The organism is Streptomyces sp. ActVer, from assembly GCF_027270795.1.
GTDB classification, from domain to species: Bacteria; Actinomycetota; Actinomycetes; order Streptomycetales; family Streptomycetaceae; genus Streptomyces; species Streptomyces umbrinus_A.
Genome location: NZ_JAPWHT010000284.1, coordinates 1 through 13,420, shown reverse-complemented (window position 1 = coordinate 13,420; position 13,420 = coordinate 1). Strand labels below are relative to the sequence as shown.

General features: G+C 69.9%; 11 protein-coding genes, 3 pseudogenes and 1 riboswitch. Of the genes and pseudogenes, 4 read left to right on the top strand and 10 right to left on the bottom strand.

The window, feature by feature from the left end; genetic code table 11:
• Both O3Q52_RS34935 and O3Q52_RS34930 read right to left on the bottom strand, forming a co-directional pair.
• On the bottom strand, positions 1-1,288 hold a 1,288-nt coding region (locus O3Q52_RS34935; protein WP_269652649.1), incomplete at its 3' end, for a HAMP domain-containing sensor histidine kinase.
• On the bottom strand, positions 1,285-1,977 hold the full coding sequence (locus O3Q52_RS34930) for a response regulator transcription factor (protein WP_269652648.1): 693 nt from the start codon (positions 1,975-1,977) through the stop codon (positions 1,285-1,287). The genes O3Q52_RS34930 and O3Q52_RS34935, both read right to left, overlap by 4 nt.
• Positions 1,978-2,193: 216 nt before the next feature.
• Between O3Q52_RS34930 and O3Q52_RS34925 the strand changes: the two are divergent.
• Positions 2,194-3,110: pseudogene (locus O3Q52_RS34925) on the top strand (transposase).
• Between the two features lie 58 nt (positions 3,111-3,168).
• Here the strand turns inward: O3Q52_RS34925 and O3Q52_RS34920 are convergent.
• From O3Q52_RS34920 to O3Q52_RS34910, 3 genes are all read right to left on the bottom strand, one after another.
• Positions 3,169-4,359, bottom strand: a complete 1,191-nt coding sequence (locus O3Q52_RS34920; RefSeq protein WP_269652653.1) for an acyl-CoA dehydrogenase family protein — start codon at positions 4,357-4,359, stop codon at positions 3,169-3,171.
• 227 nt (positions 4,360-4,586) lie between these two features.
• Positions 4,587-5,357: a CbtA family protein gene (locus O3Q52_RS34915; RefSeq protein ID WP_269652647.1), complete on the bottom strand. Its 771-nt coding sequence runs from the start codon at positions 5,355-5,357 to the stop codon at positions 4,587-4,589.
• A gap of 29 nt (positions 5,358-5,386) precedes the next feature.
• The gene (locus O3Q52_RS34910) at positions 5,387-5,611 is read right to left on the bottom strand and encodes a CbtB-domain containing protein (RefSeq protein WP_055611616.1); all 225 of its coding nucleotides are present in this window, start codon (positions 5,609-5,611) and stop codon (positions 5,387-5,389) included.
• A 35-nt stretch (positions 5,612-5,646) separates the two neighbouring features.
• A riboswitch (cobalamin riboswitch) is annotated at positions 5,647-5,789 on the bottom strand.
• 130 nt (positions 5,790-5,919) lie between these two features.
• Here O3Q52_RS34910 and O3Q52_RS34905 point away from each other — a divergent pair.
• A complete protein-coding gene (locus O3Q52_RS34905; protein WP_269652646.1) occupies positions 5,920-6,546 on the top strand; it encodes a histidine phosphatase family protein in 627 nt (208 codons plus the stop codon).
• A gap of 43 nt (positions 6,547-6,589) precedes the next feature.
• On the opposite strand, the gene O3Q52_RS34900 is transcribed toward O3Q52_RS34905, so the two are convergent.
• Positions 6,590-6,982, bottom strand: a complete 393-nt coding sequence (locus O3Q52_RS34900; RefSeq protein WP_269652652.1) for a four-helix bundle copper-binding protein — start codon at positions 6,980-6,982, stop codon at positions 6,590-6,592.
• A gap of 239 nt (positions 6,983-7,221) precedes the next feature.
• Between O3Q52_RS34900 and O3Q52_RS34895 the strand changes: the two genes are divergently transcribed.
• Entirely contained in the window at positions 7,222-8,406 is a 1,185-nt protein-coding gene (locus O3Q52_RS34895; RefSeq protein ID WP_269652651.1) for a right-handed parallel beta-helix repeat-containing protein, read from the top strand.
• A 192-nt stretch (positions 8,407-8,598) separates the two neighbouring features.
• Positions 8,599-9,927: a glycoside hydrolase family 43 protein gene (locus tag O3Q52_RS34890; RefSeq protein ID WP_269652650.1), complete on the top strand. Its 1,329-nt coding sequence runs from the start codon at positions 8,599-8,601 to the stop codon at positions 9,925-9,927.
• Positions 9,928-10,069: 142 nt separating this feature from the next.
• On the opposite strand, the gene O3Q52_RS34885 is transcribed toward O3Q52_RS34890, so the two are convergent.
• The 4 genes and pseudogenes from O3Q52_RS34885 to O3Q52_RS34870 all read right to left on the bottom strand — a co-directional run.
• The gene (locus O3Q52_RS34885) at positions 10,070-12,250 is read right to left on the bottom strand and encodes an MMPL family transporter (RefSeq protein ID WP_269652645.1); all 2,181 of its coding nucleotides are present in this window, start codon (positions 12,248-12,250) and stop codon (positions 10,070-10,072) included.
• A 6-nt stretch (positions 12,251-12,256) separates the two neighbouring features.
• Positions 12,257-12,469 carry a hypothetical protein gene (locus O3Q52_RS34880; RefSeq protein ID WP_269652644.1) on the bottom strand — a complete coding sequence of 71 codons (213 nt, stop codon included), beginning with the start codon at positions 12,467-12,469 and terminating at the stop codon, positions 12,257-12,259.
• 164 nt (positions 12,470-12,633) lie between these two features.
• Positions 12,634-13,301 (bottom strand): annotated as a pseudogene (locus O3Q52_RS34875) (response regulator).
• A pseudogene (locus O3Q52_RS34870) lies at positions 13,298-13,420 on the bottom strand (sensor histidine kinase); the annotation flags it as partial. The pseudogenes O3Q52_RS34870 and O3Q52_RS34875, both read right to left, overlap by 4 nt.

The following is a 13,420-nucleotide window of genomic DNA, read 5'->3' as shown; positions in this document are numbered from 1 at the left end:
GACCGGATCCCGGCAACGCCCGGGCGCTGTCGGCACGGTAGAACCGGTCGAACACCCGCGGTACGTCGGCGGCGTCGATGCCCGGCCCGGCGTCGTCGACCTCGAGCACCGCCGACGCGCCCTCGGCACGGGGCCGGACCTGGACCGGCTGGTCCGCGGGGGACCACTTGCCGGCGTTGTCGATGAGGTTGAGCACCGCCCGCTGGAGCGCAGCGGGACGCCCGCTCACCCACACGGAGGTCACGTCGAGCGCGACCTCGATGTCGGGCACGCGGGAACGCGCCCGGGTCGCGGCGGCCACCACCACGTCGGTGAGGTCGAGCAGCTCGGTGTTCTCGTCGCTGACGTCACCGCGCGCCAGGTCGGTCAGCTCGGCGGCAAGGGTGCTCAACTCGGCCACCTGGGCGCCGAGATCGTTGAGCAGCCGGGTCCGGCTCTCCGCCGGCAGTGCGCTGTCCAGGGTGCCGCGCCGATCGAGCCGGATCAGCAGCTCGACGTTGAGGCGCAGGCTGGTGAGCGGGGTTTTGAGCTCGTGGGCGGCGTCCTCGGCGAGCAGCCGCTGGGCCTGCCGGGAGTCCCGGAGCGCGGCGAGCATGTCGTTGATCGACTGGATCAGCCGCCGGATCTCCCCACCGCCCTCATCCGGGATGTCGGCGTCGAGATCCCGGGTGTGCGCGACACGTACCGCGGCGGCGGTCAGCCGGTCGATCGGTGCCAGCCCGGTCCGCGCCACGGTCCGCCCGACAAGGGCGCCGCCGACCACGCAGAGCAGCCCGATCAGCAGCATGCCGAACCCGAACTGGTTGATCGGGCTGTCGTCGGCGACGCGGGCCACCTGGACCGCGCCGTCGCCCGCCCGCAGCGTGTAGACGAGGTAGCCCTCCTCGTCGCTGTCGTTCGACTCCATCAGGTCGGCCGACGCGCCCTGCGCCACGCGCCCGGCGTGCTCGCTGACGGGGGGCAGCGCGGGTTGGCCGGCCGGCGTCCGGGTAGAGCCGTCGGGCAGGATGACCCGCACGAGCCGACCGGATCCGGGATAAGGCGGTAGCTGGACCTGCGCCAGACCGGCGCGCTCCGCGTTCGCCGCCAGGACGCGGGAGTCGGCGCGTAGCTGATTCTCGGCGCTGTCCCGCAGCTCCCAGTCCAGTAGCTCGCTGGCCACCTGGAAGGCCACGAACACGCTGACCGCGATGGCCGTCGCCGCGATCACCGTCAGCCTGGTCCGCAGGGACCGCCGACGCCACCATCGGGTCAGCCGGCGCGGTTCCCGGCCGGCGGGCCTGCTCACGGAGGAGTCTCCCGCAACGTGTATCCCAGGCCGCGCAGCGTGTAGATCAATCGCGGCTCACCCTCGGCCTCCATCTTGCGGCGCAGGTAGCTCACGTACACCTGGAGGTTGTTGGCGGTGGCGCTCATGTCGAAGCCCCAGATCGCCTCGAACAGCGCGTCGCGGGTCAAGACCCGGGTCGCGTTGCGCACGAGGACCTGCAGGAGGGAGAACTCGGTCCGGGTCAGGCGCAGCGGCCGCCCGCCCCGCCACGCCTCGAACCTGTCGGGATCGAGCCGGACGTCGGCGAACGACAGGATCTGCGACTCCCCGTCGGTCGGCGTGCGCCGGCGTAGCAGGGCCCGCACCCGGGCCAGCAACTCCTCGGTGGCGAACGGCTTGGGCAGGTAGTCGTCGGCGCCCGCGTCCAGCCCCGCGACCCGGTCGGAGACCTGGTCACGGGCGGTCAGCATCAGCACCGGCAGATCCCGACCCGCGGCCCGCAACCGCCGGCAGGTCTCCAACCCGCCGAGGCGGGGCATCATCACGTCGAGGATCAGCAGATCCAGCGTGTCACCGCCGGCCCCACCGAACCCGTCGAGCACGGCGAGACCGTTGGCGACGGTGCTGGTGTCGTAACCCTCGACCTGGAGCACCCGCTCCAGCGACTCACGGATGGCCACTTCATCATCCGCGATCATGATCCGCACGCCGGCCCGCCCCCTTCCAGTCGATGCTTTTGCCGCTCATTGTCCCCGATCAACCTGAGGCCAGGATTAGCGCGTCGCTGGGGACCGCGCTCTTTGCTTGTCGGTAACCCATGGTGGTCGGTGGTGACCCCTGGCTGGCCATGGAAACAGCTCTTGGTCGATGATCTTCTTGTCGAGGGAAGAGCATCAATACCAAGGGCTGTCTCGTTGAACAGTGTGCATGACGTGTGTCCGGTGGACGCGGCCGGGGAACTGGCGGGTTTCCGGCGGGAGTTGCACCGCTGTCCGACCGCTCGGGCGGATGCGTTGTTCGAGTTGACGGATGCGCTGTTGTGTACTGACGGGCCGGTGAAATCGTTGGTGGGGTTGAGTTTGGCGCCGGAACACCGGTGCGGGCACGGTGCGATGTACGACGAGGTCAATCAGGGTCGGATCGACGTGCAGCTGTTGCGGACCGCGCCGGCCGGGCTCACCCTTCCTCGTGCTGTTGACGGCAGGTTGATGCTGGCGGTGGATAACAGCGCGTGGATAGCCCGGACGCGGCGACGAGCCCGGACCGGTTGTTCTGCCACGTGTACGGCCGTGGCCGCAACAAGGATCAGCTGATTCCGGGGTGGCCGTACTCGTTCGTGGCCGCGTTGGCGCCCGGCCGCACCTCGTGGACGCAGGTCCTGGACGCGGTCCGGCTGGGGCCGGATGATGACGTTGCGCAGGTCACGGCGGTGCAGGTCCGCCAGGTGGTGCGACGGCTGGTCACGGCCGGGCAGTGGCGTCACGGTGATCCGGATGTGCTGATCGGCCGTACCGACGGAAACGTCGACATCCGGCCCTCCCACCACGGCACCACGGTCCGGATCACCGTCGGCGACGACGGCCCCGGCATCCCGCCCGACCAACGCCAGGCCATGAAGGGGCGTTTCACGCGCGGGTCACGCACCCACGCCCCCGGCTCCGGTCTCGCCCTCGTGGAGCAGCAGGCCCAACTCCACCACGGGACGCTCCACTTGGGGCTCAGCCCCACCGGCGGACTCCAGGCGATCGTCAGCCTGCCGTCCGTACCCGAAGCCGGCTCCGATCCTGACGCCGGTGTCGACGTCGACGAACCCGGGCCGGAAGGTGCTCCGCCGGTGTGATCAGCACGGCGGCCTCGGGCTGAACTCGGGCAACGGCCCAGCCTGCCGACACCGCGCGCTAGCGCCGCACCCTCGGCATCCCCAGACCGATCCACGAGATGATCTCGCGCTGGATCTCGTTGTTGCCGCCACCGAAGGTGAAGATCACGGCCGAGCGGTAGCCGCGTTCCAGTTCGCCGTGGAGTACGGCGCCCGCTGAGCCCTCCTTGAGGACACCGGCGACGGCGACGACCTCCATGAGCCAGGCGTAGGCGTCCCGGCGGGCCTCGGAGCCGTACACCTTGACCGCGGAGGCGTCCTGTGGGGTGAGCGTGCCCTCCTGGACGGCGTTCACCATCTGCCAGTTGAGGAGTTTCATCGCGTCGAGCTTCGTGTGGGTCTGGGCGAGGCGGCGGCGCACCCAGGGGAGGTCGACGACGCGGCGGCCGTCGGCGAGCTTGGTCTCCATGGCCCAGCGCTGTACGTCGTGCAGCGCGCGGATGGCCATGGTGCCGTGTGCGGCGAGGGTGACCCGCTCGTGGTTGAGCTGGTTGGTGATCAGCCGCCAGCCCTTGTTCTCCTGGCCGACCCGGCGGGACGCGGGGACGCGGATGTTCTCGTAGTAGCTCGCGGTGGTGTCGTGCGAGGCGAGCGTGTTGATGATCGTGCAGGAGTAGCCGGGGTCGGAGGTCGGCACGAGGAGCATGGTGATGCCCTTGTGCGGCGGGTCGTCGGGGTCGGTGCGGACGGCGAGCCACACCCAGTCGGCGGTGTCGCCGTTGGTCGTCCAGATCTTCTGGCCGTTGACCGTGTAGTGGCCGGTGTCCTCGTCGCCCTCCCTGACCGCCTTGGTCTTCAGGGCGGCCAGGTCCGTACCCGCGTCGGGTTCGCTGTAGCCGATCGCGAAGTCGAGCTCGCCGGACAGGATCTTCGGCAGGAAGTACCCCTTCTGCTCGTCGGTGCCGAACTGCATGATCGTCGGCCCGACCGTGTTGAGCGCCATCAGCGGCAGCGGTACGCCGGCCTGGGCTGCCTCGTCGAAGAAGATGAACTGTTCCATCGGGGACAGACCGCGCCCGCCGTACTCCTTCGGCCAGCCCACGCCGAGCCAGCCGTCGGAACCGAGCCGGCGGATGGTCTCTCGGTAGAAGCGCTTCTGCGCCGCCGGGTCGCCGTAGCGGGCGTACACGTCGACGGGGACCAACTCGGTGAAGTAGGCGCGCAGTTCGGTGCGCAACCGCTGCTGCTCCGGCGTGTATTCGAGATGCACGGCGCCTCCTGGCTCCCACTGGCCCGCTCGTTCGGCCACCCGGACCTGACGGCGCACACCGTAGAACGTGTTCCAGAAATTGGGAATGCCGGTGACGTACGCACCTGACGGACGCACGCCTGCGCACTCATACGAAGGGCCCCGGGAATGTGCTCCAGGGGCCCTTCGGTGTGCAACCGGTCAGCGTGTGACCGGTCAGTATGCGAACGGGTCAGCGCCTGAACGGGTCAGTGCGCGACGGGAGTTGCCCGCCCTTCGGCCGCTTTGTCATCCTCGGCCCGGGCCGGCTTGGGAGCCAGCACGCGCTCCGCGAGCAGCCCGAAGACCAGGCCGTACGCGGTCCACAGGGTCACCTGGATGGCCAGGGTCGCCAGTCGGTACTGCCACAGCAGGATCGCCGGGAAGCCTTCCGGCGCCTCGTGGAAGGACGGCAGGAACGCGTACGCCAGGCCGACGGCCAGGACGAAGAACCCGCCTGCCGCGAGCGTGGCGTTCCAGTTGCCCAGGCGCGGTGCGAGGCGTTTGCCGAGGATCACCGCGGCGACGGCCAGCAGCACGCTGAGCACGATCATCAGGAGGAACAGCGCGGTGCGCTGGTTGAGGGTCTCGGGGTCGCTGACGGCGGGCGGGTTCGCCGGGTACTTGAGGAACGGCACCAGGTAGACCGCGACCAGACCGGCGCCCGCGAGCAGCAGCGCGCTGGCGCGCGGCCCGAAGCGGCCGATCCTGCCGAGCGCGAAGCAGTACGCGAGAGCGGCGATGCCGCCGAACGCGACCCCGTAGACGAGGACGCCGGTGGACAGACCACCGGTGGACTGCATCGCACGGGAGACGAGTTCATCGCCGCCGTGCCCGGGGGCGTGGGCCTCCTCGAACGCGATGGCATCGTCCACACGAGGTTCACCCAGGAAGTAGGCGACGACCAGGGCGAGCACGCCCGCGGCAAGACCCGCGAGCATGCCACGCACCAGGAGATTTCTGACGGTGACGGAGTTCATTGAGTTGTCCTGTCGGTTCTGTGTCGCCGTCAGTGGCAGGGGAAGCCGAGCAGGTGGCGGGCGTCGTGCACCCACTCGTGCACGCCTTCGCCTGAGACCAGGGAGGTGGCGCCCTGTTCGGCGCCGACGAAGTAGAGCAGCACCAGCATCAGGATGCCGAGGAAGACCGCCCAGGGAGCGATCGCGCCGATCGGCAGCTTTGCGGGTACGTCGGGGGTGGTTACGGTCGGCTGAGCGACGGCGGACTGCGCCATGGCAGGACCTCCTGGGGGAACTCGCGTCCCATCTCGGTGGTGCACAGGACGACGGCCACGGGTCTGACTTGCTCGACCTGCGCCTCCCCTGGTGGGAGGCGGTTGTGCGGGGCTTACAGTGGCGCGACCGTGCCGGATTCTCACCGGCTTCCGTCGTACCGTCGTCAATATCGACGAGAAGGTACCGCGAAGTGGAGGCGCAGCCAAGGGCGCACGGAATGCCGGGGGCGCGCCGGCGCCCTGGTCACGCCCCCAATTCCCGGTACGGACAGGGGTGTTGAGCACGTGTGGAACGCGAGGGCGGGCCGATGACCAGCCGAGTGATGTTGATCTCACCAGCGATGAGCGCGGCGTTGCGGGAGGCGCGTTTCGACGACGGATGCCCCCTGGACCCGGCCGGGCTGCGGCTCGCCGAGGCTGCCACGGGCTCGCTGTCGGCCGCCGACCAGGTCCTGGTCTCGCCCACCGTCCGCTGCCGGGAGACGGCGGCGGCCCTCGGGCTCGACGCCCTCGCCTTCACCGAGCCGCCGGAGCTGTCCGGCCTGGACGTGGGCCGCTGGCGCGGGGCGACGCTCGCCGAGGTGAGCGCCGACGAGCCGGAGGCCGTGGGGCGCTGGCTGGCGGACCCGTCGTCCGCCCCGCACGGCGGCGAGTCGGTGGCCGGGCTGTGCGAGCGCGTCGCGAAGTGGCTGGAGACGGCGGCGGATCCGAGTTCCGGGGCTTCAGGGTCTGGCTCGACCGAGGGTTCAGGAGCAGGCTCCGTGCGGATCATCGCCGTCGTCGAGCCGGAGATCGTACGGGCCGGGGTGGTGCGGGCGCTCGGGGCCCCGGAGTCGGCGTTCTGGCGTGTCGACGTGCCGCCGTTGGTCGTGACGGAGTTCAGCGGGCGGGCCGGGCGCTGGAACGTACGGGTCGGGCGGGCGCTCGGGGAGTGAGGCGACGGCGGGCGCCCGGCTGAACGGCGTTACAAAGGGAACCTCACCTCAGCACGGCGAGGAACTCCGTGCAGGCGCGTGCGCAGTCGCGGCAGGCCTCGGCGCCCTTCTCGGCGCCGGGGCTGCCGTCGAAGACCTGGGCGGTCTCCAGGCAGACGGCACGACACCACTCCACCTGGGCGCGCATCGCGGCCTCGGCCTGCGTGGTCTGCTCGGCCAGGGCGCGGCAGGTCGCGTCGCAGACCTCGGCGCAGAGGATGCCCTTGCGCCTCAACTGCTGCTGGTCGTCGGGGCCGTCGAGTTCGGCGAGGCTCGCGCGCAGGGCGCAGATCCGTGCGCACTCGGTACAGGCCTGCGCACAGGCGAACCGGTCCTCGAGGAAACGAACGAGTTCCTGTTGCTCTGTCAGTGACACGCGGTTCGGGTAGCCGGGCATCGCCACGCCAAACCCGCCTGCGCACCGGACCGCGGAGCCAGAAGTGGCCGAGCATGTCGAAGTTATTGACGTGGTCACGACCGCACTCTACGTTCTGACCGGTTTACCGAACTATGTTCGGTATATCGATCCGTTCGTGGCGGGTGCGCACACCCCGGCAACCAACCCGGTGTGTGCGACCACTGACCCGCGACAACCTTCGGATCGGCAGACAAGGAGGCCTCGTGCGCATCGCGGGCATGCTCACCGGGACAGCGTTGAGTGCCGTGTTGGCGACGATGGTGCTACCGACCCCGGCAGCCGCGGCGTCGACCATCGTCGTGGCCGTCAACGGGAACGACTCGGCCGCCGGCACCCTCGACCAACCGCTGCGGACCATCCAGAAAGCCGTCGACAGGGCGAAGGCGGGCGACACCGTCCTTGTACGGGGCGGCACTTACGCCCTGACCGACAACGTCACGATCACCACCTCGGGCACGGCGTCGCAGCCGATCTCCCTCGGCTCCTACCAGGGCGAGCGCGTCGTCATCGACGGCGAACAGCTGCCGGCCAGCCACACACCGGTCGGCGGCAGCATCCCGCGGGCCGAGCGCGGGGCCGTCCACCAGGAGGCCTCCTTCTGGAAGGTCTCCGGTCTGGAGATCGTCAACGGCCCGTACGGCTTCTACTGCGACGGCTGCAACAACAACGTGTTCTCCCGCCTCACCACGCACGACAACTACGAGTCCGGCTTCCAGCTCCAGGGCGCCTCCGCGGGCAACCAGATCCTGAACCTGGACAGTTACGGCAACCGTGACCCGCGCAAGAACGGCGAGAGCGCGGACGGGCTGGCCATCAAGGAGGGCAGCGGGAGCGGCAACGTCGTGCGGGGCGCACGGCTGTGGAACAACGTCGACGACGGTTACGACGCCTGGAAGTTCACCTCACCGATCGTCGTCGAGAACACGATCGCGTACGGCAACGGCTTCAACCGGTGGAACTTCCCGGACTTCGCGGGCGACGGCAACGGCTTCAAGCTGGGCGGCGGGAGCCCGGCACCGGCGGTGGCCCACACCCTGCGCAACTCGCTCGCGTACCGGAACGCGGCGCACGGAGTCACCGACAACGGCAATCCGGGCGCGCTCGCCCTCAGCCGCACCACCACGTTCCGCAACGCGGGCACGGGCTTCGACGCCGACGGCTCGGGCGGAAAGGCGGTCCTCACCGCCAACCTGTCCGTCGCGGACGCACGGGCCGCGGCACTCGGCTCCGGCACCACGTCCACGGGCAACTCCTGGAATCTGGACGGAACTTGGGACGACTCGTCGGTCGTGAGCACGAACACGGACGCCATCACAGGACCGCGTTCGTCCGACGGCTCCCTGCCGCCCGCCCGGGACCTGCTCGTCCCGAAGAACGGCGCGGCCGTCGGAGCCCGCTTCTGAACCACCCCGTGGGCCCCGGGACGGACGACCCCGGGGCCCACGGGACTGGCACAACCAGCAGCACCAGCGCAGTCCGAACGAGGAGAGCCGCACATGATCACGCCAGAGAACCCCTGCAGACCCGTCACCTCCGCCGACGCGACCGGCGCTTCCCGCCCCTTCGCGCCCTCCCGCCGGAGCCTGTTGCGGGCGATGGCCGCGCTGCCGGTCTCGGCGCTCGTCGTGGGCGGGCTGCCCGGTCTGCTCGGCACGGCCTTCGCGGCCGCGCCGCCCCGCGGATCGGCCACGCGCTACACCATCGTGCCGTTCCTCAACAGCAACGACGGCACGGTGAACGTCTACCAGTCCGACGACGCGACGGACTTCCGGCTCCTCAAGGCTTCCGCGTACACGCCGCCCGCGGGCCGCATCCGCGACGCCAGCGTGTTCAAGCACACCGACGGCTACTACTACATCACCTACACCACGCACACCTGGCAGGACACCAGCACCACCATCGGCTTCGCCCGCAGCTCGGACCGCAGCAACTGGACCTTCCTGTACGACTACACCGTGCCGATCGCGAACCTGTCGCGCGCCTGGGCGCCCGAGTGGTTCGTCGACAGCGACGGCAGCGTCAACATCATCGTGTCCTGCTCGGTGACCAGCAACGAGTGGATCTTCACCCCGTATCTGCTCAAGGCCACCAACTCCGCGCTCACCGGCTGGACTTCACCGGTGGCACTGTCCGGCATCGGCGCCAACCACATCGACACGTTCATCGTGAAGATCGGCTCGACCTACCACGCCTTCACGAAGAACGAGACGTCCAAGTACATCGAGTACGCCACCAGCACCGCGCTCGCCGGCCCGTACACGATCAGCAGGACGGGGAACTGGGCCGGCTGGGGCGGCACTCGGGAGGGGGCCGCGCTGATACAGCTCGACAACGGCGCGTGGCGGATCTTCTTCGACGGATACGGCGACGGCAGTTACTACTACAGCGACAGCTACGACACCTTCGCCACCTGGAGCGCGCCGAAGGCACTGCCGGGCATTTCGGGGACGGCACGCCACTTCACGGTGCTCAAGGAGACGGTGTCCAGTGGCGTGACCCTGCCGACGGGCGTCACCCGCTACCTCCAGTCGGGCAACTTCACCACCCGCCACTGGCAGGAACAGTCCGCCCTGCTCAACCTCCCCGTGCTGACCAGTTCCAGCATGACCGCGGAGAAGCAGGCGTCCACCTTCACGATCGTGGCGGGCCTCGCCGACTCGAACGGCTACTCGTTCCGCAACGCGGCCGGCAACTACCTGCGGCACTGGGACTTCCGGGGCCGCTTCGACGCCAACGACGGCTCGTCGACCTTCGCCAGGGACGCCACCTTCATCGCCCGCACCGGCACCTCCGTACGCCTGGAGTCGTACAACTACCCCGGCTACTACCTGCGCCACTACAACTACCAACTCCGCGTCGACCCGTCGAACGGCACGGACCTGTTCCGCCAGGACAGCTCGTTCGTGGCGGTGACACCCTTCTGATCCGATGTGTGTGGGGACCCTGCCGGGCAGGGTCCCCACACACATCGCGTGCACACTCACGGCGGCTGACCGCGGGGCAGCAACAGCCTGCAGGGCAGGGGTTGCCCGCGGTCACCGCCCGAGCCCAGCAGGGGGGTGGTCGTCAGCTGTCCGCGGGTCGTTCGAGCGCCACCTTGGGCAGTCGCCGGGCGAGCGGGGCGGGCAGCCACCAGGCCCGCCTGCCCAGCAGTTGCATGACGGCGGGGACGATCAGGCAACGAATGACCAACGCGTCCACCAGGATCGCCACGGCGAGGCCCAGCCCGAACTGTTGGAGCATCCGGTCGGGACTCAGCATGAAGGCGCCGAACACCACGATCATGATGGCTCCGGCCGCCGTGATCACCTTGCCGGTGGTGGCCAGTCCTTCCCGCACCGCGAGGGAGTGGTCCTTCGTGCGCTCCCACTCCTCGTGGATCCGTGAGACCAGGAACACCTCGTAGTCCATGGACAGTCCGAACACGATGGCGAAGATCAGCACGGGGAGGAAGGCTTCGATCGGCCCCTGCTGCACCCCGAACCAGCCGTACTGGAACACCAGGGTCATGGCGCCGAGCGCGGCGGAGATCGAGAGGAGGTTCAGCAGCGCTGCCTTGACGGGGATCCACACCGATCGGAAGACCAGCATCAGCAGCAGCGACGACATCCCGACGACGACGGCTACGAACAGCGGCAGCCGCTGCGCGACCGTGTCCGCGAAATCCTGGGAGGCGGCGACGGAACCGCCGACCAGGATCTCGGCGCCGGTGTCGCGCTCCAGCCGCGGGGCCACGTCATCGCGCAGGTGATGCACGAGATCGGTGGTTCCCTCGTCCTGCGGCGCCGACTTCGGGTAGACGAACACGGTGGACAGGGCTCCGTCCTCGGAGGGCATCGCGGGGCTGGCCGTGGCCACGCCCCCGGCCTTGGCCAGCTCGGACCGGACGCCCTGGCCCGCGGCCTCGTTGCCCTGCACCAGGACGATCAGCGGACCGTTGAAGCCCGGGCCGAAGCCCTCGGCGAGCAGGTCGTACGCCTGCCTGGAGGTCGTGGTCCTCGGGTCGTTGCCCGCGTCGGCGAAACCGAGTCGCATGCCCAGTGCCGGTGCGGACAGGGCCAGCAGGGCGAGGACGGCGACGAGCAGTGCGGGGAGAGGACGGCGCTGCACGGCTGCGGCGAGGGCCCGCCAGCGGCGGCCTTCGACCCTGCCCTTGGCCGTGGACCTGGCCGCGTGCTTCAGCACGTGGCGCTGGATGCGTTTGCCGAAGAGCGCCAGGAGTGCGGGCAGCAGAACCAGCGACGCCGCCATGGTGGTGAGCACGGTCAGTGCCAGGGCGAGGGCCACTCCCTGCAGCGAGCCGAGGCCGAGTGCGACCAGGCCCAGCAGGGCGATGATCACGGTGCAGCCGGCGAAGAAGACCGTACGACCGGCGGCGTCCAGGGCCTTGCGGCCGGCTTCGGCCGGTTCGACGCCGTCGGTGAGTTCGTGCCGGAAGCGGTAGAAGATCAACAGGGCGTAGTCGACTCCGACGCCAAGTCCGACGAGCATCGTGATGGGCGGCGTGAAGTCGGCGATGGTGAAGACGTGCGAGGCGAGAACGATCAGGCCGACGGCGGCGCCGACCGCGAAAAGGGCGGTGATCAGCGGTACGGCGGCCGCCACGACAGAGCCGAAGAGCAGCCCGAGGATGATCACGGCGGCCAGGATGCCGGCGAGTTCCGCGGTCGGGCTTCCCTTGTCCTCGGCGCCGCGCACCGCATCACCGCCGAGCTCGACCTGGAGCCCGTCCGCCTCGACATCCTTGGCGGTGTCGATGATCGCGGTGACGTCCTCCTTGGGCACTGCCTCGGCCTTGTCGTCGAGGGTCACGGTGGCGTAGCCGATCGTGCCGTCCTCGGACACGGCGGAGGCTTCGGTGTACGGGCTGCGTACGTCGGCGACGCCGGCCAGCCCCTTCACCTCGGCCAGCATCTTCTCGACGGCGGCCTTGCGGCCATCGATGCCCTGGCCGTCCTTCAGTACGATCTCGACGCTGTCGCCGGCCTGGGCGGAGCCGTGTTCCTTGAACAGGTCGGTGGCAGCCTGGGAGTCGGTGCCCGGCAGGGAGAAGTCGTTCTTGTACGCGGAGCCCGCGGCCCCCGAACCCAGCGTGACGGCGGCCAGGACGGCCACCCAGAGCAGCAGTGCGGCCCAGCGGTGACGCTGTGCCCAGTCGGCCAGGGCGCCGAACCGGCCGCCGCGCGGCGGATGCGTTGTGGGTGAGGGCGGGGCGATGGACGCGGCTGTGCCGCGGGTGGGAGACATGGGTGACTACCTCGGATTCGAGCGGAAGTTGCCTGGCGTGAGAAACGCGCCCACCACGGCGCCGCACAGCGTGGGCACGCCGATCCCCAGGACGGCAAGCAAGCCGCCGACCCTCACGGCCAGGGCCCCGGCTGTGACCAGCAGAATTCCGGCGGCGGCTCCGACGAGCGCGCCGACGAGTGCGGTCGTGGCCCGTCCGTGGAAGGGGGGTGCGTTCATGCCCTTGAGCGTGCACGCGAGGCAGGGTCGGGGTCGTCAGTCTCCAGCCGACATCACGCGTACCCCAGCGGATGTACGCTGCCGCTGCCTCGTACCCCATGGGTTGCCGGGGCCGACGGCCGACGGTCCGCCGGTGCAGCCGCCCGCCCTGTCGGCCGGTCTGCCTATGGCGCCAGCCAGCCCGGGCTGACCATTCCGGACTCGTAGGCCAGCACCACCACTTGCGACCTGTCCCGTGCCCCCAGCTTCGACATGATGCGGCTGACATGCGTCTTCGCCGTCGACGGTGACAGCACCAGCCGCGCCGCGATCTCGTCGTTCGTGAGCCCACCGGCCACCAGCCGCATGACCTCGCGCTCCCGGCCGGTGAGGGCATCGAGCCGAGGGTCAGGCCGCGGGCCCTGCACCCGGCCCGCGAACTCGGCGATGAGCCGCCGTGTGACCGACGGGCTGATCAGGGCATCGCCCCGGGCGGCGACCCGCACCGCCTGCAGCAGTTCCTCCGGCTCCGTGTCCTTCACCAAGAAGCCCGTCGCCCCGGCGCGCAGCGCCCCGTACACGTAGTCGTCCAGATCGAAGGTCGTCAGGATGACCACCTTCACCGATGCCAGTCGGTCATCCCCGGCGATCGCCCGGGAGGCTTCCAGGCCGTCCGTCCCCGGCATCCGGATGTCCATCAGGACCACGTCCGGCCGGAGTTCGCGGCAGGCCGAGACCGCGGTCTCCCCGTCCCCGCCTCCCCCACCACCTCGATGTCGTCCTCGTCCTCCAGGATCGACCGGAACCCGGCCCGCACAAGCCGCTGGTCATCCGCCAGCAGGACCCTGATCATCGCTCGCTCCGCTTCATCGGCTCTCCTGTGATCCCGTACGGCAGCCGAGCACGCACGGCGAATCCGCCCTCCGGCCGCGGGCCCGCGTCCAGCTCGCCGCCCAGTGCCCGCGCCCGCTC

Coding starts and splice junctions, on each gene's coding strand:
- O3Q52_RS34915 (WP_269652647.1), bottom strand. CDS start 5,357: ATGAACTCCGTCACCGTCAGAAATCTCCTGGTGCGTGGCATGCTCGCG.
- O3Q52_RS34910 (WP_055611616.1), bottom strand. CDS start 5,611: ATGGCGCAGTCCGCCGTCGCTCAGCCGACCGTAACCACCCCCGACGTA.
- O3Q52_RS34905 (WP_269652646.1), top strand. CDS start 5,920: ATGACCAGCCGAGTGATGTTGATCTCACCAGCGATGAGCGCGGCGTTG.
- O3Q52_RS34900 (WP_269652652.1), bottom strand. CDS start 6,982: ATGCCCGGCTACCCGAACCGCGTGTCACTGACAGAGCAACAGGAACTC.
- O3Q52_RS34895 (WP_269652651.1), top strand. CDS start 7,222: ATGCTCACCGGGACAGCGTTGAGTGCCGTGTTGGCGACGATGGTGCTA.
- O3Q52_RS34890 (WP_269652650.1), top strand. CDS start 8,599: ATGGCCGCGCTGCCGGTCTCGGCGCTCGTCGTGGGCGGGCTGCCCGGT.
- O3Q52_RS34885 (WP_269652645.1), bottom strand. CDS start 12,250: ATGTCTCCCACCCGCGGCACAGCCGCGTCCATCGCCCCGCCCTCACCC.
- O3Q52_RS34880 (WP_269652644.1), bottom strand. CDS start 12,469: ATGAACGCACCCCCCTTCCACGGACGGGCCACGACCGCACTCGTCGGC.